Below are 23,446 nucleotides of genomic sequence, written 5' to 3' on the forward strand. Positions count from 1 at the left end.
TATTATATTTCTTCTACGATGACGTTGTGATTGGTATACACGCAGATATCGGCGGCGATGTGCAGCGATTTTTCCGCAATATCGCGGGCCGACAGGTCTGTGTTCTGCATCAGGGCCCGGGCCGACGCCAAGGCGTAGTTGCCGCCGGAGCCGATGGCCGAAATGCCGTCGTCGGGCTCGATGACTTCGCCGTTTCCGGAAATCAGGAGGATGCGCTGGCTGTCGGCAACGAGGAGCAGCGCTTCCAGCTTGTGCAGTATTTTATCGGAACGCCAGTCCTTGGCCAGTTCTACGGCGCTGCGGACGAGATTTCCGTTGTATTCGTTCAGCTTTTCTTCAAAATGGTCAAACAAGGTAAAGGCGTCGGCGACAGATCCGGCGAAGCCGCTGATGATCTTGCCGTGGTACAGGCGGCGTACCTTCTGAGCCGTGCCCTTCATAATGACGGCGTTGCCCATTGTCACCTGGCCGTCGCCGGCAATGGCCGTCTTGCCGTCGCGCTGCACGGCGACGATAGTCGTCGCGTGAAATTCTGTAGACATCATATCAGACATTCTCTATCTTCTCCTTCATCACTTCAATTTCTTCCAAAGCCCGCTGCGCCAGCATAGCGTTCTTTTCCTTCTTTTTCATGCGCTTCTTGATGCCCAGCGGTTCCATAATGCCGAAGTTGATATTCATGGGCTGGAAATTATCGTTCGGGCCGCTGGAAATATACTGGCTCAGGCCGCCGATAGCCGTGCGGCGCGAAAAGGTCAGGCAGTCCTTCCCTTCCAGCAGGCGGGCGGCGTTGATGCCGGCCAGCAGGCCCATGGCCGCCGATTCCAAATACCCTTCGACGCCTGTCAGCTGACCGGCGAAAAAGATGTTCTGATTGCGGCGGTACTGCAGCGTCGGTTCCAGAAGTTCCGGCGAATTGATATACGAGTTGCGGTGCATGACGCCGTAGCGGACGAATTCTGCCTGCTCCAATCCGGGAATCATGGAAAAGACCCGCTTCTGCTCGCCGAATTTGAGGTGCGTCTGGAAGCCGACGATGTTGTACAGCGTCGCGCTGCCGTTGTCCTGCCGCAGCTGAACGACGGCGTAGGGCATTTCGCCCGTGTCGGGCAGCTCCAGGCCGACGGGCTTCATGGGGCCGTAGCGCATCGTATCGACGCCGCGGGAGGCCATGATTTCAATGGGCATGCAGCCTTCGAAGACGTTGTCATTCTTTTCGAAATCGTGCAGCTCGGCGCATTCGGCCGTCGTCAGGGCCTGCCAGAAGGCTTCGTATTCTTCCTTCGTAAAGGGGCAGTTCAAATAATCTGCCCCGCCCTTGCCGTACCGCGCCGCCCGATATACCTTGCTCATATCCAGCGAATCGACGGTGACGATGGGCGCCGCGGCGTCGTGGAAATGGAAGTAATCGGCGCCGGTCATGGCCCGTATCGTTTCGGCCATGGCGTCGCTGGTCAGCGGCCCCGTGGCGACGATGCAGATCTGGTCGTCCGGCAGCTCCGTAATTTCTTCGTTTCGTATCGTAACAAGAGGATGGTTCCGCAGCCGGTCTGTCACAAACTGGCTGAACGGCACGCGGTCTACAGCCAGGGCGCCGCCGGCAGGCACGCGGTGCGTATCGGCCGATTCCATGATGAGGGAGCCGAGACGGCGCATTTCCTCCTTCAGCAGCCCGACGGCGTTTTCTATGTTGGCGGCGCGCAGCGAATTGCTGCACACCAATTCTGCAAATAATTCCGTATGATGAGCCGGCGACGATTTGACGGGCCGCATCTCTGCGAGCTCGACGGGAATACCCCGCTTCACCAGCTGCCATGCCGCTTCGGAGCCGGCAAGTCCCGCCCCGATGACAAGTACGCTATTCTTCATTGATGGCTTCACCCTTCTTATGATTTTCACACTCTGCGTTGCTGCAGAAGATTTTATCCGGTCCTTTTTTATAATGCTTGACGACCATGATGCTGCCGCAGACGGGACATTTTTTATCGATAGGCTGGTTCCACAGGACAAAATCGCAGTTAGGGTATTCGCTGCAGCCGTAGAACACGCGGCCCCGCTTCGATTTGCGCTTAATCAGGCTCCCCTGGCCGCATTTGGGACAGGTAATGCCCAAATCCTCGACGATAGCCTTCGTGTTGCGGCATTCGGGGAAGTTGGAACAGGCCAGGAACTTGCCGAAGCGGCCGAATTTATATACCATCGGCGCGCCACAGAGCTCACAGACCTGACCGGAATCCTGACCGGCGACGGCTACCTTTTCCATCTGCTGCTCCGCTACGTCCATTTCCGGCTTAAATACGTCGTAAAATTCCTGCAGGACGTGCGTATACGTGTCTTTCCCCTGTTCGATATCGTCCAGTTCTTCTTCCATATGAGCCGTAAATCCGACGTTGATGATGCGCTCGAAATACTTTTTCAGCAAGTCGACGATAATGACACCCAGTTCCGTCGGGATAAACTGCTTGTCCTTCTTTTCCACATAGTTGCGGTTTTGAATCGTATCCATAATCGGCGCGTACGTACTCGGCCGGCCGATGCCCTTTTCTTCCAGCGTCTTGATGAGGCTGGCTTCGGTATAGCGGGCCGGCGGCTGCGTGAAGTGCTGCGCCGGTTCTACAGTCTGATTATGAACGACGGAACCTTCTTCGATGTGAGGCAGCTCCGATAACGTCTTATCTTTTTTCGCGTCTTCGTACAGCTCCGTAAAGCCTTTAAACAATACTTTATACCCGGCAGCCCGCAGCTCGTATATGCCGCTGGCGATGCTGATAGCCATGTGCTCCGTTTCCACGGCTTCCATCTGGCTGGCCAGGAAACGATTCCAAATGAGCGTGTACAACCGCAGCTGGTCCCGCGTCAGAAACGGCGAGACGACGTGCGGCGTCAGCTCCAGCGACGTCGGGCGGATTGCTTCATGGGCGTCCTGACTGGACTGCTTCGTCTTGTATACGCGGGCCTTTTCCGGCACGTATTCCTTCCCGTACGTCGACATGATGAAATCGCGGGCCGCCTGGACCATGTCGTCGTTGATGCGCGTCGAGTCCGTACGCATGTACGTAATCAGGCCTACGTGGCCCTGTTCGCCAATATCCAGGCCTTCGTACAGCTGCTGGGCCAGCATCATCGTCTTTTTAGCGCCGAAGTTCAGCTTGCTGACGCATTCCTGCTGCATCGTCGACGTCGTGAAAGGCGGCTGGGGCTGACGCTTGCGCTTTCTCTTCTCTACCTTGACGATTCGGTCCGGGTCATGACCTTCTTCGCCGCGCTGTTCCCACTGCAAATCGGCGGCAATCTTCTGAGCCATGTCTCCGTCGCTGATCTTGGCCTTTTCACCGTCGATTTTCACCAGCTCCGTCGTAAGGACCAGGCCCTGTTCGGTCTTGTACGTCCCGCCGACAGTCCAGTATTCTTCCGGCACAAAGGCCTTGATTTCTTCTTCGCGCTCACAGATAAGCCGCACGGCTACGGACTGCACGCGGCCGGCGCTCAGCCCCTTGCAGACCTTTTTCCACAGCAGGGGGCTCAACTTGTACCCTACGATGCGGTCCAGGACGCGGCGGGCCTGCTGGGCGTCGACCTTCTTCAAATCGATGGGCTTAGGGTCTTCCATGCCGGCCAGTACGGCCTTTTTCGTAATTTCGTGGAACATGACGCGGCAGGCGTCCTTCGGGTCGATTTCCAGCAAATGAGCTAAGTGCCAGGAAATCGCTTCGCCTTCGCGGTCCGGGTCAGTCGCCAGATATACTTTTTTAGAACGGATGAACTCGTCCTGCAGCTCTTCAATGAGCTTGCGCTTATCCCACATGTTCGTATACGACGGCGTAAACCCGTCTTCGATATTGACGCCGAACTGATTGCGCGGTAAATCGCGGAGATGGCCGCGGCTGGCCATTACCTTATACGAGCTGCCTAAAAAGCGTTCAATCGTCTTGGCCTTGGCCGGCGATTCCACGATAACCAGATTTTTGGCGTTTTTCGGCAGGGGGTCCATTTTTTTCAGCGGCTTCTTTTCCGGCAGATTCACGGTCCCGTTAATAACCATCTTTTCGCCGTCGTCTTTCTTCTTGCGGCCCCGCTTCTTTTTCTTCGTATCGTCAATAATAATCGTTCGTTTAATCGGAAATTCCAGCATATATCTCCATCCTAACTTCCCTGCCGGCATTTAAGCCGGATTTTCTGTACAAGCTAACACTTAGCAACAAATCTATTTTAAAATAATACACTATTCCGACGGGCCTTTCAAGGTTTGACCTTAGGATATACCTATTCTGCAGGACAATACGTATTCCCATAAAGGGCTGGCAGCGACAAAATTTAAAGGGCGGATCCCTTGCGGACTTTTTAAAATTACCGTATACTAAAAGCATACAAAATTCGTATACAAAAGGAGACGATACGTATGAACCACTATGATGTCATCGTCATTGGCACCGGCGCTGCCAATATTATTACCGACGCGGCCCAGCGGCAGGGCCTGCGCATCGCCGTCATCGAACGGGACCGCTTCGGCGGCACCTGTCTGAACCGCGGCTGCATCCCCACGAAAATCATGGTCACGGCGGCCAACGTCGTCCGGGAAATGGAGGAAGCGCGCCGCATCGGCGTCTATGCCGACAACGTGCGCATGGACTGGGACGTCATCACCCGCCGCCTGTGGCATAAAATCAACGAAAACAGCGCGATCAAGGACTATTACGCCGCCTTCCCGAACGTCGACGTCTACGAAGGCACGGCGTCCTTTACGGGCAAAAAGAGCCTGCATATCGCCATGAACGACGGTACGGCCCAGGACATCAGCGGCGACAAGATTTTCATCGGCGTCGGCGCCCGTACCAATATCCCCGACCTGCCCGGCCTGGAAGAAACGGGCTACCTGACATCGGAAACGCTGTTCGGCAGCAAATATCCGAAACGGCCCTACGACAGCCTGCTCATCATCGGCGGCGGCCCTATCGGCTGCGAATTCGCCCACGTGTTCAACGCCGCCGGCACCAAGGTCACCATCGTCCAGCGCAACGTCCGCCTGCTGCCTAAGGAAGACGAAGATATTTCCGCCTTTATTTTGAAGCAGCTCACCAACCACGGTATTTCCGTCCGCCTCAATCAGACGACCCTTTCCGCCTCGGTCAAGGACGGCAAAAAATGCCTGACCGTACAGGATAAAGCGACGGGAGAGACGACGGAATTGTACGCCGACGAAATCCTCGTCGCGCCGGGCATCCGCCCCATGACGGACCTCCTTCATTTGGAACATACAGACGTCCGCACCGACAGCCGCGGCTTCATCATGACCAATGAATTCCTCGAAACCAGCGCCGAAGGCATCTGGGCCATCGGCGACGTAAACGGCCAGGCGCCGTTCCGCCACAAGGCCAATCACGAAGCGGAAATCTTATCGCACAATCTCTTCTCCGACGTACTGCCCGAACAGTGGCGCTGGGTTCATTACGACATCGTCCCTGCCGTCACCTTCACCTATCCCGAAGCAGCCCACGTCGGCCTCAGCGAAGCCGACGCCCGCAAGAAAGGCTATGACGTCGAAATCGCTGTAAATCATTATTCCGCTTCGGCCAAAGGATACGCCATGGGGCTGGAACCGGGCGACGATGACGACGGATTCGTCAAGCTGGTGATCGACAAGAAAACGAAGTATATCCTGGGAGCTCATATTATCGGCCATGAAGCGTCTATCCTGATTCAGCCCTTCGTCAATCAGCTGACCTGCGGCTTCCATACCATCGCGCCGCTTCACGAGGACATTGCCTCGCCGACGGCCCAAGCGCTGCGAGCCCTGCCGTTGACCAGAAATCTGGCCCCGAATCCCGTCTACACCCTCAGCGAAACGATGACGCCTCATCCAGCCTTGTCGGAAGTCACCATGTGGACGCGATACTATTACGAAAAGAAATGACGATACTTGTATCGCTTCCCATTCAGCATATAGAAAAAGCAGAGGCATGGCGCTTCTGCTTTTTCTATATATACAATATTTATGCTTTTACGCCTGCTAACTTCGCCGGATCCATAGCGGCGTCGAACTGCTCGCCTGTAACCCAGCCGCTGGCAACGGCCGATTCGCGCAGCGTCAATCCTTCCTTAGCCGCCGTCTTGGCGATCGTGCAGGCCTTGTCATAGCCGACAAGGGGCACGAGGCCCGTAACGAGGATGAGGGACTGATGCAGGTTGTAATCGATTTTTTTGAGATTCGGCTGAATGCCGACAACGCAATGCCTGCAGAACGAATCCATGACGTCGCTCAGAATGCGGATAGACTGCACCATGTTGTAGGCAATTACCGGCATGAATACGTTGAGCTCAAAGTTGCCCTGGCTGGCGGCGATGCCGACGGTCGCGTCGTTGCCCATGACTTGTACGGCTACCATAGTCATAGCTTCACACTGCGTCGGGTTTACCTTCGACGGCATGATGGAGCTGCCCGGTTCATTTTCCGGAATGGTGATTTCGCCGATGCCGCAGCGGGGGCCAGACGCCAGCCAGCGCACATCGTTGGCGATTTTCATCAAATCGCAGGCCAGGGCCTTCAGCATGCCGTGAACGACGACGAGCTCGTCCTTACTGGTCAGGGCGTGGAATTTATTCGGCGCCGTATGGAACGTTTCACCCGTCAGCTTGCTGAGTGTTTCGGCAAACCTTACGTCGTATCCTTCCGGGCAGTTGATGCCCGTGCCGACAGCCGTGCCGCCCATGGCCAGATCGCGAAGGAAATCAATGCCCCGTTCCAGCATTTCCTTATTGCGTTCGATCATGCGGGCCCAGCCGCTGAACTCCTGTCCCAAGGTAAGGGGCGTAGCGTCCTGCAGGTGGGTGCGGCCAATCTTAACGATGCCGGCATATTCTTCCGCCTTGGCGTGGAGCGCATGGTACAGCGTGTCCATGGCCGGGAACAGCTGACGCTTGATGAGCAGGAGCGACGCTACGTGGAGCGACGTAGGGAATATATCGTTGGAGCTCTGCGAATGGTTGACGTGGTCGTTCGGATGAACGTTGACGTCTTTTCCCTGTTCCTGCAACAGCTGCATGGCCCGGTGCGCGATGACTTCGTTCATGTTCATGTTGAACTGCGTGCCGCTGCCGGTCATCCATACGGCCAAGGGGAAATTGCCGTCCAATTTGCCGGCCAAGACGTCGTCGCAGGCAGAGGCAATGGCGTCGGCCCTGTCGCCGTCTACGGCACCCAGCTCTTTATTGACTAAGGCGGCCGTTTTCTTTAAATAGGCAAATACCGTCACCAATTCAGCTGGAATCTTTTCCGTGCCGATTTGGAAATTTTCAAAGCTCCGCTGCGTCTGGGCCCCCCACAATTTATCGGCAGGCACCTTCACTTCTCCCATCGAGTCTCTCTCTATGCGATATTCCATGTTCGTATCCTCCTGTCTATCCCGTAAAAACGGGCATGATACATATCATATGTTTTTATGAAAAAGGCTCCCCGCAGGGAGCCTTGCTTCGTCTTTCGCTCTGTTGCAACAGGCCGCAGACGTTTCTTACTGTAAATGCTTCAAGCCCTTCGCGCCGATGTCGCTGCGGACCTGCTGGCCGTCGAAATGGATAGCCGCAACATGACGGTACGCTTCGTCGATAGATTCCTTCAGCGTCGGGGCTACAGCCGTCACGCCGAGGACGCGGCCGCCGTTCGTCACGTACTGGCCGTCCTTCTTGGCCGTGCCGGAATGGAATACCATGGCCGCATCGTCGAGGGAATCCAGTCCGGAAATGACGTCGCCTTTATGGGAAGACGCCGGATAGCCAGCCGAGGCCATGATGACGCAGCACGCCGAAGCGTCTTTCCAAGCCACCAGGTCCTTCGTCAGCGTCCCCTGCGTGCAGGCGTACATGATTTCCGCCAAATCGCCATCGAGGAGAGGCAGTACAGCCTGTGTTTCAGGATCGCCGAAACGGCAGTTGAATTCGACGACCTTCGGGCCGTCGGCCGTAATCATGAGGCCGGCGTATAAGCAGCCCTGATATACGATGCCTTCCTGAGCCAATCCGTCTACGACGGGGCGGAGGATTTTTTCTTCTACTTCCTTCACCAGTTCAGGCGTCATGACCGGAGCCGGAGCGTATGCGCCCATGCCGCCCGTGTTTGGGCCTTCGTCGTTGTCGAAGATGCGCTTGTGGTCCTGAGCCGAAATCATGGGAACGATAGTCTTGCCGTCGACAAAAGCCAGCAGGCTCGCTTCTTCGCCGACCATGCATTCTTCGACGACGATGCGGCCGCCTGACGCACCGAAGATGTGGTCTTCCATCATGGCGTTAACCGCTTCTACGGCTTCTTCTTCCGTCTGGGCGACGACGACGCCCTTGCCGGCAGCTAAGCCGTCGGCCTTGACGACGATGGGAGCGCCCTGTTCATGAATATATTTCTTTGCCGCTTCCCCATCGGTAAAGGTTGCGTACGCCGCCGTCGGAACATGGTATTTTTTCATGATGTCCTTAGCAAAGGCCTTAGAGCCTTCCATCTGCGCGGCAGCCTTGTTCGGGCCGAATACAGCCAGCCCCTTAGCCTGACAAATATCTGCCAAGCCTTCCGTCAAAGGAACTTCCGGGCCGACGACGAGCATGTCGATTCCTTCGCCGCAGCAGTATACGGCGATTTTTTCCAAATCAGATACGGGGATGTCGATGCATTCGGCAATTTCCGCCATAGCGGCGCTGCCGGGGATAGCGTATAATTTTTCAACGGTTTTGCTCTGCGCCAGCTTCCAGGCCAAGGCGTGTTCGCGGCCGCCGCTGCCGATCACTGCTACTTTCATTATTTCGCAGCTCCTTTCGCAACCTGGCCGGCCAGGTATTCGGCAATGGCCGTATCGTATACGGCCGTATGATGGAACGCTTCCTGCGCCAGTTCCAAACGGTATTCGTCGCTGAATTCGCCGTCTTTGCGGAGGATGTCGATGATTTCGCCGTATTTAGCCGGATTCGTAACGATAGCTACGTATTTATTGTTTTTAGCCGACGCCCGGACCATGCAGGGGCCACCGATATCGATGTTTTCAATCGCTTCGGCCAGCGTGACGTCCGGTTTGGCAATGGTCTGCTGGAAGGGGTACAAGTTGACGACAACCAAATCGATCGGCGTAATGTCGTGGTCTTTCATGGCCTGGACATGTTCCGGGTTGTCGCGGACGGCCAAGATAGCGCCGTGGATTTTCGGATTCAGCGTCTTGACGCGGCCGTCCATCATTTCCGGGAAGCCCGTAACGTCCTGTACAGCCATGACCGGTACGCCGGCTTCTTTCAGAGCCCGCATCGTGCCGCCTGTAGAAATGATTTCAACGCCCATATCGGCCAGGGCCTTGCCTAATTCGACGACGCCCGTTTTATCGGATACGCTGATGAGCGCGCGTTTAACCTTCATGATAATTCCTCCTTATGCTTGCGTGCCTTTGACGACGCCGCCTTCAATGCGGAGCTTGTCGTCGCAGAACAGGGAAACGGCTTTGATAAATGTAGGATGTTCCTTCGTCAAGATACGGGCCGCCAGCGTATCTTCCGTGTCGTCTTCCATGACGGGAACAGACGACTGCAGAATAATCGGGCCGGCGTCCATATCAGGAACGACGAAGTGAACGGTGCAGCCGGCAATTTTTACGCCCGCTTCCAAGGCCTGTCGCTGGGCGTGCAGGCCGCGGAAGGACGGCAGCAATGCCGGATGGATATTGATGATTTTATGTTCGTAGCGGGAAATGAAATCGCCGCTGAGAAGCCGCATAAACCCAGCTAGGCAGATGACGTCGGCCTGATACGGCGCAATCTGGTCGAGGATGAATTGTTCAAATTCCGCCTTGGAGCCAAACTGCTTGCGGTCCGCCAGGATAACCGGCACGCCCCATTCCCTGGCCCGGTCCATGACGGGCGCGCCGGGAATATCGCAGACCAGCGCCTTGACTTCGGCGTTAATGGCGCCGGCTTCCACGGCGTCGTGCAGGGCGACGGCGTTGGAGCCGCGGCCCGAAGCAAAGATGACCATGCGCTTTTTAGTCATTGAACGCGCCTCCCTGCAGCGTGACCGGCACGTCCGAATCGACGACCTTGCCGATGACATAGGCCTTTTCGTCCCGTTCAGCCAGGTTGGCCAGGACGGCGTCGGCATCCTTCGCGTCGACGATCATGATCATGCCGATGCCCATGTTGAAGGTACGGTACATTTCGCGCTTGTCCACGTTGCCCCATTTCTGGAGAAGGCCGAAAATCGGCAGCTGCGGCCACGACGTCACGTCGATTTCCACGCCTACGCCCTTCGGCAGCACGCGGGGAATATTTTCATAGAAGCCGCCGCCTGTAATGTGCACCATGCCCTTGACGTCGAAATTGCGGATAATGGGCAGGCACGGTCTCGGATAGAGGCGCGTCGGCGTGAGCAGGCATTCGCCGATAGTCATGCCCAATTCGTCGACGTACTGGTCGAGCTTCATGTTCATTCGTTCAAAGACGATCTTGCGGACCAGCGAAAAGCCGTTGGAATGAACGCCTGTCGACGGAAGGCCGATGAGGACGTCGCCGGCTTTGATCGTTTCGCCTGTAATGACTTTTTCGCGGTCGACGATGCCGACGCCGAAGCCGGCCAAATCGTAGTCGTCCTTTGCGTAGAAGCCGGCCATTTCAGCCGTTTCGCCGCCGAGGAGGGCGCAGCCCGATTCCTTGCAGGCATTGGCGACGCCTTTTACGATCGTCGCTACCTGTACGGGGTCCAGCTTGCCTACGGCGATGTAGTCCAGGAAGAACAGCGGTTCCGCCCCTTGGACGAGAATATCGTTGATGGACATGGCTACGCAGTCCTGACCGACCGTATCATGCTTATCCATCATAATGGCCAGGCGCAGCTTCGTGCCTACGCCGTCAGTGCCGCTTACTAGAATCGGATTTTTTATCTCGCTGTTCATGAGAGAAAAGAGGCCGCCGAAGCCGCCGAGGTCGCCGAGGACTTCCGGGCGGTACGTCGCTTTGACCGAATCCTTCATGAGTTCTACTGCTTTGTTGCCGGCATCGATATCTACGCCGGCGTCTGCATAGGTTAATCCTTTATTTGTGTTCGAGAGCATATTTTTCTCCTTCCTCATTCGCCGTGGGAATGGCCGTCGGGTAGTCGTTGTTGAAGCAGGCCAAGCACATGTCTTCCCGCGGAATATTCGAGATCGCCCGGCTCAGGCCTTCGATGGAAATGAAATGCAGCTTGTCTACGCCGATGTATTTCTGTATCTGTTCTACGTTGAGAGTCGACGCGATGAGTTCCTTGCGGACCGACGTGTCGATGCCGTAGAAGCAGGGATATTTAATCGGCGGTGCCGATACGCACATGTAGACTTCCTTCGCTCCGGCCTCGCGCAGGAGCTTGCAGATAATGCCGCTCGTCGTGCCGCGGACGATGGAGTCGTCGACCATGACGATGCGCTTGCCCTTTACGACGGATTTGACGACGTTCAGCTTCATGCGCACGGCCAGTTCGCGCTGCTTCTGATTCGGTTTGATGAAGGTACGGCCCATGTAGCGATTTTTGATAAGGCCGTGGCGGAACGGAATGCCCGAAGCCTGGGAATAGCCAATAGCCGCCGTGTTGCCGCTGTCCGGTACGGAAATGACCAAATCGGCATCGTACTGCGTTTCATTCCACATTTCCTTGCCCATGTTCAGGCGGGCCTGGTATACGTCCTGTCCGTCAATAGTACTGTCCGGACGGGCAAAATAAATATATTCAAAGGAACAGATTTGTTTGCGGTCTACTGTTGCAAAGATTCTCGATTTTACGCCTTGTTCCGTAATTTCTACGAATTCGCCGGGCTGTACGTCGCGGACAAAGGTCGCGCCGATAGCGTCGAGAGCGCATGTTTCCGACGCCAATACCCAGCCGCCGCCGTCGGTCCGGCCGATGCACAGCGGACGGAAGCCGTAAGGATCGCGGGCGCCGTACAATTTATCCTTGGTCATCAGCACGAGGGAATAGGCTCCGCCGAGACGGTTCATGCTTTCCATGATGCGTTCTTCCATCGTTTCCTTCTGGCTGCGGCTGATCAGGTTGACGATGATTTCGCTGTCCATGGTCGTCTGGAAAATGGCGCCGTTTTTATCCAGCTCTTCCCGCAGGGCGCGCGTATTGGTCAGGTTGCCGTTGTGAGCCAGCGCCAGCTGTCCCATAGGCGTATACACGGCCAACGGCTGGATATTGCGAGGATTATTGGAGCCCGTCGTCGAATAGCGGACGTGGCCGATGCCGATAGGGCCGCCTTCTTCGTCGGGAACACCTTTTTCAAATACCGAGCTGATAAGGCCCATACCGCGGTAGGTGTGAATATCTACGCCGTCAGTCAGGGCCATGCCGCCGCTTTCCTGTCCGCGGTGCTGCAGGGCGAACAGCCCCCAGTAGATGTAGCGGGGAATATCCAGAGTCTTGTCGAAAATACCTAATACGCCGCATTCTTCATGCTGCTTATCCCAAATCGGATCGTAAAACATGAAAACCTCCTGTTTGCTAAATGCTGAAATTTTGGATTACAACGCCTGTACGGCTTCTTGAATCTTTTTGTTCTTTTCCATGACCTGGTTCGCCATGTCTTCACGGTAGGCTTTGTATTTCGCAGCCAGCGCCGGGTCGCTGACCGCGCCGATCTGCAGAGCCAGCAGGGCCGCGTTTTTCGCGCCGTTTACGGCCATCGTCGCAACGGGCATGCCCGAAGGCATCTGCACGATAGCCAGCAGGGCGTCCATGCCCTTCAGGCTGCCGCTTTCCAAAGGAACGCCGATAACCGGCAGCGTCGTAAAGCTGGCGACGACGCCGGGCAGATGAGCCGCCATGCCGGCGCCGGCGATGATGACGCTGATGCCCCGTTCTTCCGCGCCGGAGGCGAAGTCCCGCACGGCAGCCGGCGTCCGGTGCGCCGAAGCCAATAATACTTCGTACTCTACGCCAAATTCTTTCAACACATCAACCGCTTTTTTCATGATCGGAAAATCTGAATCGCTTCCCATAATAATGCCGACCTTCAAAAAAATCCCTCCTTAGAATAAGTAAAACCCAAAAGTGAGGCAATCACCTTTGGGTTTATTCACTTAGACGCACTGCTGCATTGCCCGTTTACAAACCGCTTCACTATCAGTCCATAAAGCAATGTCCATAGCGCATCTCCTTATTGAATCATAACTTATCAAAATACACCTAGATTTTACCAAAAACGCCTATACGTGTCAATCGTTTATCTTGCCGATAATCTCGCTGATATGGGAAATTCCCATCTTTTCGCAGTAGGCGTCCATACCTTCGGCAATTTCTTCTACGGCGCAGGGATTGACGAAGTTATATGCCCCTACGGCGACGGCGCTGGCGCCGGCCAGCATAAACTCGACGGCGTCCTGCCACGACGCGATGCCGCCTAAGCCCAGAACGGGAATCTTCACGGCGTTGGCAACCTGCCATACCATGCGCAGGGCCACGGGCTTTACGGCCGGACCGGATAAGCCGCCCGTAATATTTCCTAACAGAGGCTTCTGCGTATAGATGTCGATAGCCATACCTGTCAGCGTATTAATGAGCGATACGGCGTCGGCTCCGGCGTCTTCCACGGCTTTAGCCATGACGGTAATATCCGTCACGTTCGGCGACAGCTTCATGATGACCGGCTTGCTCGTGTGGTCCTTGACGCTGCGGGCTACCGACGCGGCGGCCTTCGGGTCGGTGCCGAAGACGATGCCCCCCTCTTTGACGTTCGGGCAGGAAATGTTGACTTCTAGGGCGGCGACGCCGTCTACGTCGAGCTTTGCAGCCAATTCGCCGTATTCTTCCGCCGTACCGGCCGAGATATTGACGATGAGCGGCGTACTGTGACGGCTTACTTCCGGCAGGATATCCCGCTTAAAAGCGTCTACGCCGGGATTTTCCAGGCCGATGCAGTTCAGCATGCCTGCCGGCGTTTCGGCGACGCGCACGCCCGGATTGCCCGGCCGCGGCAAAGGCGTAATGCCCTTGGATATAATAGCGCCGATGTTGTCAATGTCGAGGAAGTCGGCGTATTCCAGGCCGAAGCCGAAGGTTCCCGACGCCCCCATGACCGGCGTTTTCATGGAAATGCCGGCAAAGTTCACAGCTATGCGTTCCTTGTTCATCAGAAGACCTCCTTCGCCGGGAATACAGGACCGTCGGCGCAGACCTTATAGCGTTTGCCGCTTATCTTGCTTTCAAAGGTACAGCCGAGACATACGCCGATGCCGCAGGCCATCCGTTTTTCCATGGAAACCTCGCAGGCAACGCCGGCCGCGTCGGACGCTTCGGCAATGGTCTGCATCATGACCGTCGGGCCGCACACCGACACGCGGTCGATTGGATTTTCAGCAAAAATCGTCGGCAAGGCATGGACGGCAAAGCCCTTGATGCCCAGCGAGCCGTCGTCGGTCGTCACGTAAATCTTTTCCGCATAGGGCTCAAAAAACTTCGTCCAGAACGTTTCTGCCGCAGTCTTACCGGCTACGAGCACGACGGGCTTATCCAGCTTCTTGGCCAGGAAAATAAGCGGAGCCAGGCCGACGCCGCCGCCGACGAGGAGCGCTTTGCCCGGCGTCGTCGTGAACACGCCTTCACCCAGAGGGCCTTCAGCGCTGATGACTTCGCCTGCTTTCATAGCCGCCATCTCCTGCGTCCCCGTGCCTACGAGGCGGTAAATGATCGTAACGGCTCCCGTCTCCGTATCGGCGTCGACGATGCCGAAGGGACGGCGCAGGAACGTCTTCCCTCCCTGCTTCTGCATATTGACGAACTGGCCGGGCTTTGCTTCGGCAGCAATCTTCGGCGCATGAAATACCATTTTCCAAACGTCGGGAATAATCGCTTCATTTTGCAAAATTTCCGCGTTTTCCAAAAACTTTTTCACTTGTCCCCATCCTTCCACTATCATAGTTATTAGTATTGTATCATAGAACGGCATCCAGATAAATACACGAAAGACCGCCTTTTCCGCCTCCGCGGCAATATATACGACAACCCGGCCGCAGGGACGCAGCCGGGCTCGTTGCAATCATTATCCTTTTTGAATGGTAAACCAGAAGGTCACGCCGTCCGCTTCGTTGCGCACGCCGTACTGCTGTCCGTGAAGCTTGACCAGGGCGGCGACGATGCCCAGTCCCAGGCCGTGACCGCCGAAGGTCCGCCGGACGTTGCGGCTTCGCGCCGTGTCGACTTTGTAAAAGGGCTCCCAAATACGGGGCTGGTACTCTTCGGGAATTTGAATTCCCTGGTTATATACGCTGACGACGTAATTCGTTTCCTGCTCTTTACAGCTGACGGCAATCCTGCCGCCGTCAGGCGTGTAATCGATGGCGTTGCTCAGGAAATTGCTGAGAACGATGTCGATTTGCTCCGGATCGCCATACACCGTCATTTCATCGGGCACGTGCCATTCCATATGGATGCCCTTCTTGTGAATGGCGTTGGCGAAGCGCTCCTTCGCCTCATCCGTCAGGGCGGCGAAATCAAAGGCCGTCTTTTCTAATTTAAAAGACCCCGTTTCCAGCCGCGACAGGTTCAGAAGGCTCTTGACGAGGTTGTCCATCTTGACCGTCTCGCTTTGGATAACATGACAGTACTTCTGCCGCGTCGCCTCGTCAATGTGCAGGCTGTCCAATCCTTCGGCGTAGCCCTGAATGATCGCCAGAGGCGTCTTCAATTCATGAGACACGGCGAAGATAAAGGACTGGCGCATGTGTTCGACTTCTTTGGCCTTGTCGAGCTGCTTCTGCAGCTCTTCGTTCGACTGCTTCAGCGCCGTCAGGGCTTCGTTCAGCTGATCTGACAAGATATTGAGGCTCGTGCCCAGCTCGCCGATTTCATCGGTCCGCTTCCCCTGCCACTTCTTGGTGAAATCTAAATGGGTCATGGCCGCCGACAGGCTCTTGAGCTCCAGTAGGGGCCGGGTCATCTTGTTGGTCAGGAGCACCGTACCGACGGCGGCGATGATAAGCCAGATGATGCCGCAGGTGACGATGAATTTCTGGACGAGGTAAATGCTTTCCTGCATAGGCGCAATCGGACAAATCATAAGCAGATATACGTTGTCATCTATGCGGGTCACCAGGTTAAAATAGCGGAAATTGTTATCCAACTCATAATAACGCACCTGACCAAGCTCCGTTTCAGCGGGATCCTTTCCCTGCAGCAGGCTCATCAATTCCTGTATGTGCTGAGGCATTCGGGCATTAGCATCATGTTCCTGTGCTTCCGTTTCCTTGCCGACGACAACGACGACGTCGTTGTCATCCATTTTCGGCGGGCTGACCCAGACACGACGGCTCGGCCGCGACGAGTAGACCAGCTGCTGGTTATCGACAATAAGCACGTCAATGCCCACATTTTGGCTCACCATGTCAATCTCTTCTTCGCCGCTGCGGCCCTTTTCCTGATAAATACGGCTGATCTGGCGGCTTGCCTCGGCCATGGAATCCTGCTTAGCATCGAAAAAGTAACGGTTAAACCCAAACCCAATGGCTCCAATGAGAGTCAGAATGAAAAAGAGAGTAAAGCCGAGAACATACATGCCCGACTGTACCCGCAGGGACAGGCGCGTCATTTGGCATCGTAGCGGTATCCGTAGCCGCGGACGGTTTGAATGTATTTTCCCTTATCGCCCAGCTTGATGCGCAGGCGGTTGATATGCGTGTCGACAGTGCGCAAATCGCCGTAATAATCGTAGTTCCACACCTTATTGAGAATCTGACGGCGGCTCAATGCCTTGCCGGCGTTGCTGACCAGATAGGTCAGCAGCTTGTATTCCGTCGGGCTCAAATCGATGTTCTTGCCGTCTAGGACGACCTGACGCGCCTCTTGGTCGATAGACACGCCGTCCTCGATCTTCTGCACTTCCTGCTCCTTCTGGACGCGGCGCAGGAGGGCCTTAATCTTTGCCACCAGGATTTTCGGGCTGAAGGGCTTGGTAATATATTCGTCGACGCCCAAATCGTAAGCGAAGAGCTGGTCAATTTCCTCGCCCTTGGCCGTAAGCATCATAATAGGCACGGCCGATTCGCGGCGGATTTCGCGGCATACAGTCCAGCCGTCGTAGCCCGGCATCATGACGTCGAGAAGGACCAAGTCGGGATGTTCCTTCTTATACAGCTCCAGTGCTTCCTTGCCGTCGGCCGCTTCGATGAGCTCATAGCCTTCGGGCTGGAGAAAATCTACGACGAGCTGGCGCATGAGCTGCTCGTCGTCGGCAATCAATATTTTTTCCACTACGCTCTCCCCCTTTTACACGTATGGCTTGACCTGCCCGGCATCAGGCAGGTCGTCTATCCACTGGTCAATAGTCTTTCCTTCCAGGATCAAATCCGGCGCAATATCCCGCAGCGGCACGAGGACAAAGGCCCGTTCCAGCATATAGGGATGGGGCAGCTTCAGCGTCTCCGTACAGCTCCTCTCATCCGGGCTGTACACGAGATCCATGTCGATGACCCGGGCTCCCCATTTTTCATGGCGCACCCGGCCCAGCTCTTTCTCAATGGATAAGCAAATATCCAGCAGTTCTTGTCCGCTCATGTCCGCGTCGACGGCCGCTGCGCCGTTAAGAAAGGCCGGCTGGTCCGTCTTGCCCCACGGCGGCGTTTCATACCACGGCGACACCGCCGCAACATCTATACCCTCCGTCCGGCGCAAGCAGTCGATGGCCTTGCGCAGGCTCTGCTCCCTGTCGCCCAGATTGGCGCCGACACTGATATAAAATCTAGCCATGGCGTCTCCTTTCCACCGTCACCGCCACGTCGTCAAAGGGGCCGCCAATAGGGGCCTGCGGCTTGTGTACGGCGACGCGCACGGCGTCGACGGGAAAGCCGGCCAGCACCTCGTCGGCAATGACCGCAGCCAGCCGCTCGATGAGTCGGTACGTCCGGCCTTCTACGATAGACTGTACGAGCTGATACACCCTGCTGTAATCAATCGTATCGTTCAACTCATCGCTGGCCCCGGCCTTTGACAAATCGGCGTACAACACGGCGTCGACGTGAAAGGGCTGTCCCGTCCGCTGTTCTTCCGGCAGACAGCCGTGATAGCCGTAAAAATGCATTCCCTTTATGGTTATGGTGTCCATGATTCTTCCTCTTTCATCAGTATAGTACCGGCTCCGGCATCGCCCATGAGAAGCTTCCAGGCCTGATCGTATTCCTTCGTGCCGGCCTGAAGGCAGCCGCTGGTCGCCGCCGTGACGATGTCGGCGTCGGCAGCCATGCCCTCGCGCATCGTCAGGCACAGATGAGTCGCCTTGACGACGACGAGCACGCCTTTCGGCTGGAGCCCCCGGCACAGCGATTGGCATAAATCCTCGGTCAGCCGTTCCTGCAGCTGCGGGCGGCGGGCCAGGACGCTGACGGCCCGGGCAAAATGGCCGAAGCCGGCAATGCGCCCGTCCTGGGGATAATACGCAATATGGGCCGTCCCGAAGAACGGCAGGAGATGGTGCTCGCACATGGACTGGAAGCGGATGTTGCGGACGGCTACCAAGCCGTTCGTCTGCGATATAATCGGAGCGGCCCACTCGTCGTCCGGATTTTCCTTCAGGCCGGAAAAAAACTGGCCGAAGGCCTCGGCGACGCGGTACGGCGTCTTTTCCATGCCCAAGGCCGTCAAATCCAGTCCCAAGGCTTCCAAAAATTGTTTCATAGCCTGCACGGCTTCAGGATTGACCGGATAGGATGATGTCGTTGTCGTCATAATCTCCTCCTTTTCCGTCCTCATCTATTACAAAAGATAGTAGTAGGCGAAAATAAAAATCAGCCCCCCGACAATCACGAAAAACGGGCTGGCATACTGCTGCCGCAGGCTCTGCTTGTGATACAAATAAATTTCTTCCGGATTATCCGGGTTGTAGCGCAAATCCACTTCGTCGCCGGCGACGATATCCCATTCGGGCGAGCCGAAGCCATACCGGGCCCGATAGGTCTGTTCGCCGTCGCTGAACTCGACGACGGGGAAATACCGGTCGCCGCTCTTCGATTTCTGCTGCTCAAAGCCTAGCAGCGTCCCCGTAGCGGCGGCCTTGCAGCGGCCGACAAGGCGGCGGAGCTTCCAGCCGTGATAGGTCCCGACGATGATAAACACTACGCCGATGAGAGCCGGCAGGTAATAAAATATGCTCATGAATGCGTTCCTCCTAAAACGACAGGTATCAGCGCGGCCCCTCCAGACGGGGCAGGCGCTTGGCAATGACATAGGCTAACACGCCGCCGGCTGCGGCCGTCACGATTTGAGGCCAGCTCATGACCAGCAGTATCATGTGCCGTACGGCAGCGGGAAATTCCACATAGCTGAACAAGACATAAAAAGAGCCGTACACGACGGCGGCCTTGCACAGCGCCGCGCCAGCTAAACCGGCCGCGCGAAACCGCCGCAGCCCATCGACGGCGAAGACAAAGGCGCAGTTTCCGGCCGCGACGGGAAATATGAAGGGCAAAAAGGGCAGCATCCCTTCCAGCCAGGCAAAGACAGGCGTCACACAGGCCACGACCAGGCCGGATTTCCGCCCGACGCTCCACACTGCCAGCACCAGGCAAGCGTTGACCAGAGAGCCGATGACAAACATGCTGACCTGCGGAGGGATAGGAATAAACAGGCGCAGCCCCTGCAAGATCAGCGTCGCCGCCAGCAGCAGGCCCGTCCGGGTGATGCGTTTCGTCATAGATTGATTCATACTGATACCTGCTTAATGCGTCAAAATTTGATATAATAAATACGTCTTTTTATTATACCATACTACACACATCTTATTGTATCTTTCGAGGTGCCTAATGTCAAAGCGATTTATTCATTCCATCAATTATATGCGCGGCCTGTGCATGCTCGGCGTCATCGGCATTCACGTCGGCTCCGTAGCCATTGCCAATCCGACGCCTAATCTGTGGCTCGTCGCCGTATTGGAAATCCTGTCGCGGTTTTCCGTACCGGCCTTCTTCTTCCTGTCGGCCTTCGGCATGTTCTGCAGCCAGCCCCTGAACCAGCCCTTTTCCTACAAAGACTACCTGCGCCGCCGCCTGCGGACAGTCTTTGTCCCTTATATCGCCTGGTCCCTGTTTTATATGGTGTACGTATCCGTTCTCAGTCACAATTTCAACCTGTTTCAGCCGTTGGCCTTCGTGAAAACCCTGTGGTATGGCCTAGCCATGTATCATATCTACTTTCTCGTCATCCTGCTGTGGTTTTACCTTCTCATGCCGCTTTGGCGCGGCCTGCTCCGCCAGATGGATAAGGCGCCTCTCGCCTCGTTTACGCTGTTGTTCGCGGCCAACGTCGTCTTCAATTTTTATTCCAGTTATATCTGGACGGCGCCGACGGACTCGCCGTTCCTGCACGACGCCTTCGTATACCGGCTGAACTACGTCGTCTTCCATTACCTGTTCATCTTCATGTTCGGCGCCTTTATGGCCGAACATTTCCAACAGGCCGTCGACTGGATCAGCCGCCGCGGCGTCTTCATCAACGTCCTTCAGCTGGCCGCTACGGCAGGCATGCTGGCCGCCTACTACGGCGTCATGGATTACCTCCATTACGACGTCCTGTCCGCCGTCTTTACGGTCCATCAGCTCAGCCCTGTCGGCATGGTCTATACGGTCACGACGATCGTCTTCTTCCTGTACTGGCTCGAATGCCATTCCGTTCCGCCAGTCATGCACCGCCTCTTATCCATGCTGGGAAACTACTCCTATCCCATTTACCTGGTCCATCCCGTCTTCCTCAGCGCCTGCACCGGCCTGGCAGCCCATTTCCACCTGTACCTGCGGGCCGTCCACATCCTCGCCATCTATCTCATCGTAGCCGGCCTGGCCGCGGCCTACTCCGCCGTCGTCATGAACCTTCCCCTGCCCCGCTGGCTGTCGGTGTGCCTGAAAGGCAAATAAACCTGTCCTAAACACAGCAAAAAACAAAACTCCCCGCCGCGAATGCGCCTGCATTCCGTGACGGGGAGTTTTTATGCGTATGTAAGAAGGAGAGCCGAATTATTTCCGGCGTTCCTGACGTACCTTTTCCAATACGTCGTTGGCCATGCGGGCCCGCGCTTTGATGACGCTGTTGCCGTCTTTGATATCTTCGGGATAGAAGCTGCTCTTGTATTTGCTCTTCTTCGTCTTGGTAACCATTTCCTTGAGCTGGATCGTCTGGTCGTCTACGTTGTAGACGTACGTGCAGTAGTCCGTCGTATCGCCGGCCACTTCGATAGTTTCAAAGGTCAATACTTCACGGCCCATATCGTAGGAAATCTTTGCCGAATCCATATCGATCGTCGTGTATTTATTGTATTGCCACATATTATCTTTCGCTGCGAATGCCGTCGCTGAAATTGCCAAGGTCATAGCCAGAGCCAGTACGATTTTTTTTGTTTTCACCTGTATGCACCATCCTTTATTACAGTATACTAATAAGATGATTATACCATGAACGCCGAAAAAAAAGAAGACGCGGCCCGGCAGCTTTACCGATTATCTACCTTTTCCGGATACAAATCATGCTGGGACAGGCGCTGCCAGGCTACCTGCTCCCACGGCGTACCCTGGCGGCCGTAATTACAGTACGGATCGATGCTGATGCCGCCGCGGGGCAGAAATTTGCCCCACACCTCGATATATTTCGGGTTCATGAGGGCGATCAGGTCGTCCATGATGATATTGACGCAGTCTTCATGGAAATCGCCGTGATTGCGGAAGCTGAACAGGTACAGCTTCAGCGACTTGCTTTCGACCATCTTTTGGTCCGGCACATAGGAAATATAAATCGTCGCGTAGTCAGGCTGGCCTGTCTTGGGGCACAGGCTGGTAAATTCCGGGCAGTTGAATTTGACAAAATAATCCCGGCCAGGATGCTTGTTGTCAAAGGTTTCCAGCAGTCCCGGGTCGTAATCCTGATGATACGTCGTATGCTGACTCCCCAATGAAGCCAGCTGGCTTAATTCTTCATTTGTTCTGTTCATACATGCTCCTTATTAACACGATATGCCTTGGTCAAGGCGTGGATGAGAAATACGCCGCAAAGAGCCGGCAGAAACTGCCCTGCCGACAACGACGCGACGAGCATGCCGTAGGGAAGGCCAAATAAATAGGAGAGCCACAGGCTGACGCCTAAGGACGGAACCCACCAGATAGGCAGGGCCGCAAGCCAGACGTTCCAGCCCCGCAGGCGAACCTGCACGATGAGCCACGTCGTCACCAGGCCGACCAGACAGCCGCCGGCCATATCCAGCAATCCCAGGCCGCCAAACAAAAAATTAGCGGCAAAGTTTGCAATCCCCATAGGCACGACCAGGAAGGGGTACACGAAAGCCAATGCATACAAGGCCGTAGCGATTCGGATTTGATAGGGGCCAAAGGAAACGCCCTGCGTCACATACAGCAGGACGATATACAAGGCAATGACCATACTGGAAATAGTCATGCGTTTCGTATTTGCCAGGAAATTATACATCAGCGCCGCCTCCCTTCATTTCATTACAATAAAAAACGGGCTTGTCCAAAGGCAAACCCGTCGGCATACATACATAAAAATTCATGTCATGTACAGCTTCCTAGTTTTGTTTACCGACAGGATGGATTGCGAACTGTCTTGTGAAATTATGGTACTACCAAATTACCTTGCCCAATACGTGATCCACAGGCACGGGACCGATAAAGCGGCTGTCGCTGCTGTGGTTGCGGTTGTCCCCCATGCAGAATACATAGCCTTCGGGAATCTTGATTTCATCCTTACGGCTGTAATTCATGGGCTCGTTGATATACGGCTCGTCCAAGGGCTCGCCGTTGCGCCATACCTTGCCGTCGCGGAAGGCCAGCGTATCGCCGGGCCGGCCGATGACCCGCTTGACCCAGACGCTTTTCGTCTGTAAGTCATGATTGAAAAAGGCCAGGTAATTGTTCATAGGCTCCGTCACATCGTCTTTCCAGGTCCGCTCGTACAGCACGCGGCTGTCGATGATGACGATATCGCCGTAATCCGGCACATCGCCCATGACGTGCCCCAGCTTGGACACAATGAGGTATTCGCCGTTATGAAGCGTCGGCACCATCGATTCGCCGGACACGCGTGTCGGCTGGAAAAAGAAAATGTGAATGACCATCGCGATGGCCAACGCTATGATAATGGAATATACCCACTCATATACTTCATGCAAAATTGTATTCACAGCAAACCCTCCTTATGCACTGCATTTATTGTAACAAAGGGAGGCGGCAAAAGCAAGATGAGCCAAGTTATCTAGCGCAAAAAACTCCATGCTTCTTATGGATATCTGCATGCATTTCCCATTTATTCACGGAGAGTGAACCGTATTCTATGCCGCCTGTTGCTTATATCCTGTGAGTTTCTCCTGCTATGTTTCTGGTAGTCCGAACAGTGTCCCCTCTCCCTCATGGCAGCAGCTAAAGAGTTTCAAATGATTCAAATTGCATGAATTATTAATACACGCTATCATTA

At 55.4% G+C, this 23,446-nt stretch carries 25 protein-coding genes; 2 read left to right on the plus strand and 23 right to left on the minus strand.

Annotated elements, in window-relative coordinates; genetic code table 11:
* Window positions 1–2 precede the first annotated feature (2 nt).
* Genes hslV through topA form a run of 3 tightly spaced genes read right to left on the minus strand, consistent with a single transcriptional unit; the run spans window position 3 to window position 4,132 of the window.
* Window positions 3–542 (minus strand): ATP-dependent protease subunit HslV, encoded by a 540-nt coding sequence (hslV, locus tag E0L13_RS01840; protein WP_240924633.1) that lies wholly within the window; start codon window positions 540–542, stop codon window positions 3–5.
* 4 nt (window positions 543–546) lie between these two features.
* On the minus strand, window positions 547–1,869 hold the full coding sequence (trmFO, locus tag E0L13_RS01845) for a methylenetetrahydrofolate--tRNA-(uracil(54)-C(5))-methyltransferase (FADH(2)-oxidizing) TrmFO (RefSeq protein WP_168059889.1): 1,323 nt from the start codon (window positions 1,867–1,869) through the stop codon (window positions 547–549).
* Window positions 1,859–4,132, minus strand: coding sequence for a type I DNA topoisomerase (topA, locus tag E0L13_RS01850; protein WP_154877265.1), 2,274 nt, complete (start codon window positions 4,130–4,132; stop codon window positions 1,859–1,861). Before topA ends, trmFO begins: the two co-directional genes overlap by 11 nt.
* A gap of 267 nt (window positions 4,133–4,399) precedes the next feature.
* Here topA and E0L13_RS01855 point away from each other — a divergent pair, with 267 nt between their 5' ends.
* On the plus strand, window positions 4,400–5,911 hold the full coding sequence (locus tag E0L13_RS01855; RefSeq protein WP_168059891.1) for an FAD-dependent oxidoreductase: 1,512 nt from the start codon (window positions 4,400–4,402) through the stop codon (window positions 5,909–5,911).
* A gap of 79 nt (window positions 5,912–5,990) precedes the next feature.
* Here the strand turns inward: E0L13_RS01855 and fumC are convergent, their stop codons facing one another.
* From fumC to E0L13_RS01935, 16 genes are all read right to left on the minus strand, one after another.
* Window positions 5,991–7,379: a class II fumarate hydratase gene (fumC, locus tag E0L13_RS01860; protein WP_168059893.1), complete on the minus strand. Its 1,389-nt coding sequence runs from the start codon at window positions 7,377–7,379 to the stop codon at window positions 5,991–5,993.
* 126 nt (window positions 7,380–7,505) lie between these two features.
* Window positions 7,506–8,777, minus strand: a complete 1,272-nt coding sequence (gene purD, locus E0L13_RS01865; protein ID WP_168059895.1) for a phosphoribosylamine--glycine ligase — start codon at window positions 8,775–8,777, stop codon at window positions 7,506–7,508.
* Window positions 8,777–9,382 (minus strand): IMP cyclohydrolase, encoded by a 606-nt coding sequence (locus E0L13_RS01870; RefSeq protein WP_087477047.1) that lies wholly within the window; start codon window positions 9,380–9,382, stop codon window positions 8,777–8,779. Before E0L13_RS01870 ends, purD begins: the two co-directional genes overlap by 1 nt.
* Window positions 9,383–9,394: 12 nt before the next feature.
* Window positions 9,395–10,009: a phosphoribosylglycinamide formyltransferase gene (gene purN / locus E0L13_RS01875; RefSeq protein ID WP_095630065.1), complete on the minus strand. Its 615-nt coding sequence runs from the start codon at window positions 10,007–10,009 to the stop codon at window positions 9,395–9,397.
* On the minus strand, window positions 10,002–11,066 hold the full coding sequence (gene purM, locus E0L13_RS01880; RefSeq protein WP_168059897.1) for a phosphoribosylformylglycinamidine cyclo-ligase: 1,065 nt from the start codon (window positions 11,064–11,066) through the stop codon (window positions 10,002–10,004). Before purM ends, purN begins: the two co-directional genes overlap by 8 nt.
* A complete protein-coding gene (purF, locus tag E0L13_RS01885; RefSeq protein WP_087477050.1) occupies window positions 11,047–12,474 on the minus strand; it encodes an amidophosphoribosyltransferase in 1,428 nt (475 codons plus the stop codon). Before purF ends, purM begins: the two co-directional genes overlap by 20 nt.
* Before the next feature lie 36 nt (window positions 12,475–12,510).
* Window positions 12,511–13,005, minus strand: coding sequence for a 5-(carboxyamino)imidazole ribonucleotide mutase (purE, locus tag E0L13_RS01890; protein WP_198643478.1), 495 nt, complete (start codon window positions 13,003–13,005; stop codon window positions 12,511–12,513).
* A 198-nt stretch (window positions 13,006–13,203) separates the two neighbouring features.
* Window positions 13,204–14,118: a dihydroorotate dehydrogenase gene (locus tag E0L13_RS01895; RefSeq protein ID WP_095630063.1), complete on the minus strand. Its 915-nt coding sequence runs from the start codon at window positions 14,116–14,118 to the stop codon at window positions 13,204–13,206.
* A complete protein-coding gene (locus tag E0L13_RS01900; protein WP_095630062.1) occupies window positions 14,118–14,879 on the minus strand; it encodes a dihydroorotate dehydrogenase electron transfer subunit in 762 nt (253 codons plus the stop codon). Before E0L13_RS01900 ends, E0L13_RS01895 begins: the two co-directional genes overlap by 1 nt.
* 147 nt (window positions 14,880–15,026) lie before the next feature.
* Window positions 15,027–16,571, minus strand: a complete 1,545-nt coding sequence (locus E0L13_RS01905; RefSeq protein WP_168059899.1) for a HAMP domain-containing sensor histidine kinase — start codon at window positions 16,569–16,571, stop codon at window positions 15,027–15,029.
* Window positions 16,568–17,233, minus strand: coding sequence for a response regulator transcription factor (locus tag E0L13_RS01910; RefSeq protein WP_107195929.1), 666 nt, complete (start codon window positions 17,231–17,233; stop codon window positions 16,568–16,570). The genes E0L13_RS01905 and E0L13_RS01910 overlap by 4 nt, the downstream gene beginning before the upstream one ends.
* A 15-nt stretch (window positions 17,234–17,248) precedes the next feature.
* The gene (folK, locus tag E0L13_RS01915; protein WP_168059901.1) at window positions 17,249–17,728 is read right to left on the minus strand and encodes a 2-amino-4-hydroxy-6-hydroxymethyldihydropteridine diphosphokinase; all 480 of its coding nucleotides are present in this window, start codon (window positions 17,726–17,728) and stop codon (window positions 17,249–17,251) included.
* Complete coding sequence (gene folB, locus E0L13_RS01920; protein ID WP_095630058.1) at window positions 17,721–18,083, minus strand: dihydroneopterin aldolase; 363 nt, start codon at window positions 18,081–18,083, stop codon at window positions 17,721–17,723. Before folB ends, folK begins: the two co-directional genes overlap by 8 nt.
* Window positions 18,071–18,703 carry a GTP cyclohydrolase I gene (gene folE / locus E0L13_RS01925; RefSeq protein ID WP_095630057.1) on the minus strand — a complete coding sequence of 211 codons (633 nt, stop codon included), beginning with the start codon at window positions 18,701–18,703 and terminating at the stop codon, window positions 18,071–18,073. The genes folB and folE overlap by 13 nt, the downstream gene beginning before the upstream one ends.
* Before the next feature lie 27 nt (window positions 18,704–18,730).
* Window positions 18,731–19,129, minus strand: coding sequence for a DUF3592 domain-containing protein (locus E0L13_RS01930; protein ID WP_168059903.1), 399 nt, complete (start codon window positions 19,127–19,129; stop codon window positions 18,731–18,733).
* 28 nt (window positions 19,130–19,157) lie between these two features.
* Window positions 19,158–19,679, minus strand: a complete 522-nt coding sequence (locus E0L13_RS01935) for an ECF transporter S component (protein ID WP_087477060.1) — start codon at window positions 19,677–19,679, stop codon at window positions 19,158–19,160.
* A 97-nt stretch (window positions 19,680–19,776) separates the two neighbouring features.
* Here E0L13_RS01935 and E0L13_RS01940 point away from each other — a divergent pair, with 97 nt between their 5' ends.
* Window positions 19,777–20,883, plus strand: a complete 1,107-nt coding sequence (locus tag E0L13_RS01940; protein ID WP_168059905.1) for an acyltransferase — start codon at window positions 19,777–19,779, stop codon at window positions 20,881–20,883.
* Window positions 20,884–20,982: 99 nt separating this feature from the next.
* Here the strand turns inward: E0L13_RS01940 and E0L13_RS01945 are convergent, their stop codons facing one another.
* The 4 genes from E0L13_RS01945 to lepB form a co-directional block, all read right to left on the minus strand.
* The gene (locus tag E0L13_RS01945) at window positions 20,983–21,369 is read right to left on the minus strand and encodes a hypothetical protein (RefSeq protein WP_087477062.1); all 387 of its coding nucleotides are present in this window, start codon (window positions 21,367–21,369) and stop codon (window positions 20,983–20,985) included.
* An 86-nt stretch (window positions 21,370–21,455) separates the two neighbouring features.
* Window positions 21,456–21,950, minus strand: a complete 495-nt coding sequence (gene queF, locus E0L13_RS01950) for a preQ(1) synthase (RefSeq protein ID WP_168059907.1) — start codon at window positions 21,948–21,950, stop codon at window positions 21,456–21,458.
* Window positions 21,947–22,441 carry a QueT transporter family protein gene (locus tag E0L13_RS01955; protein WP_168059909.1) on the minus strand — a complete coding sequence of 165 codons (495 nt, stop codon included), beginning with the start codon at window positions 22,439–22,441 and terminating at the stop codon, window positions 21,947–21,949. Before E0L13_RS01955 ends, queF begins: the two co-directional genes overlap by 4 nt.
* A 154-nt stretch (window positions 22,442–22,595) precedes the next feature.
* Window positions 22,596–23,156, minus strand: coding sequence for a signal peptidase I (gene lepB, locus E0L13_RS01960; protein WP_168059911.1), 561 nt, complete (start codon window positions 23,154–23,156; stop codon window positions 22,596–22,598).
* Between the last annotated feature and the right edge of the window lie 290 nt (window positions 23,157–23,446).

This window comes from Megasphaera sp. SW808 (genome assembly GCF_012027795.1).
Taxonomy (GTDB): Bacteria; Bacillota; Negativicutes; order Veillonellales; family Megasphaeraceae; genus Megasphaera; species Megasphaera stantonii.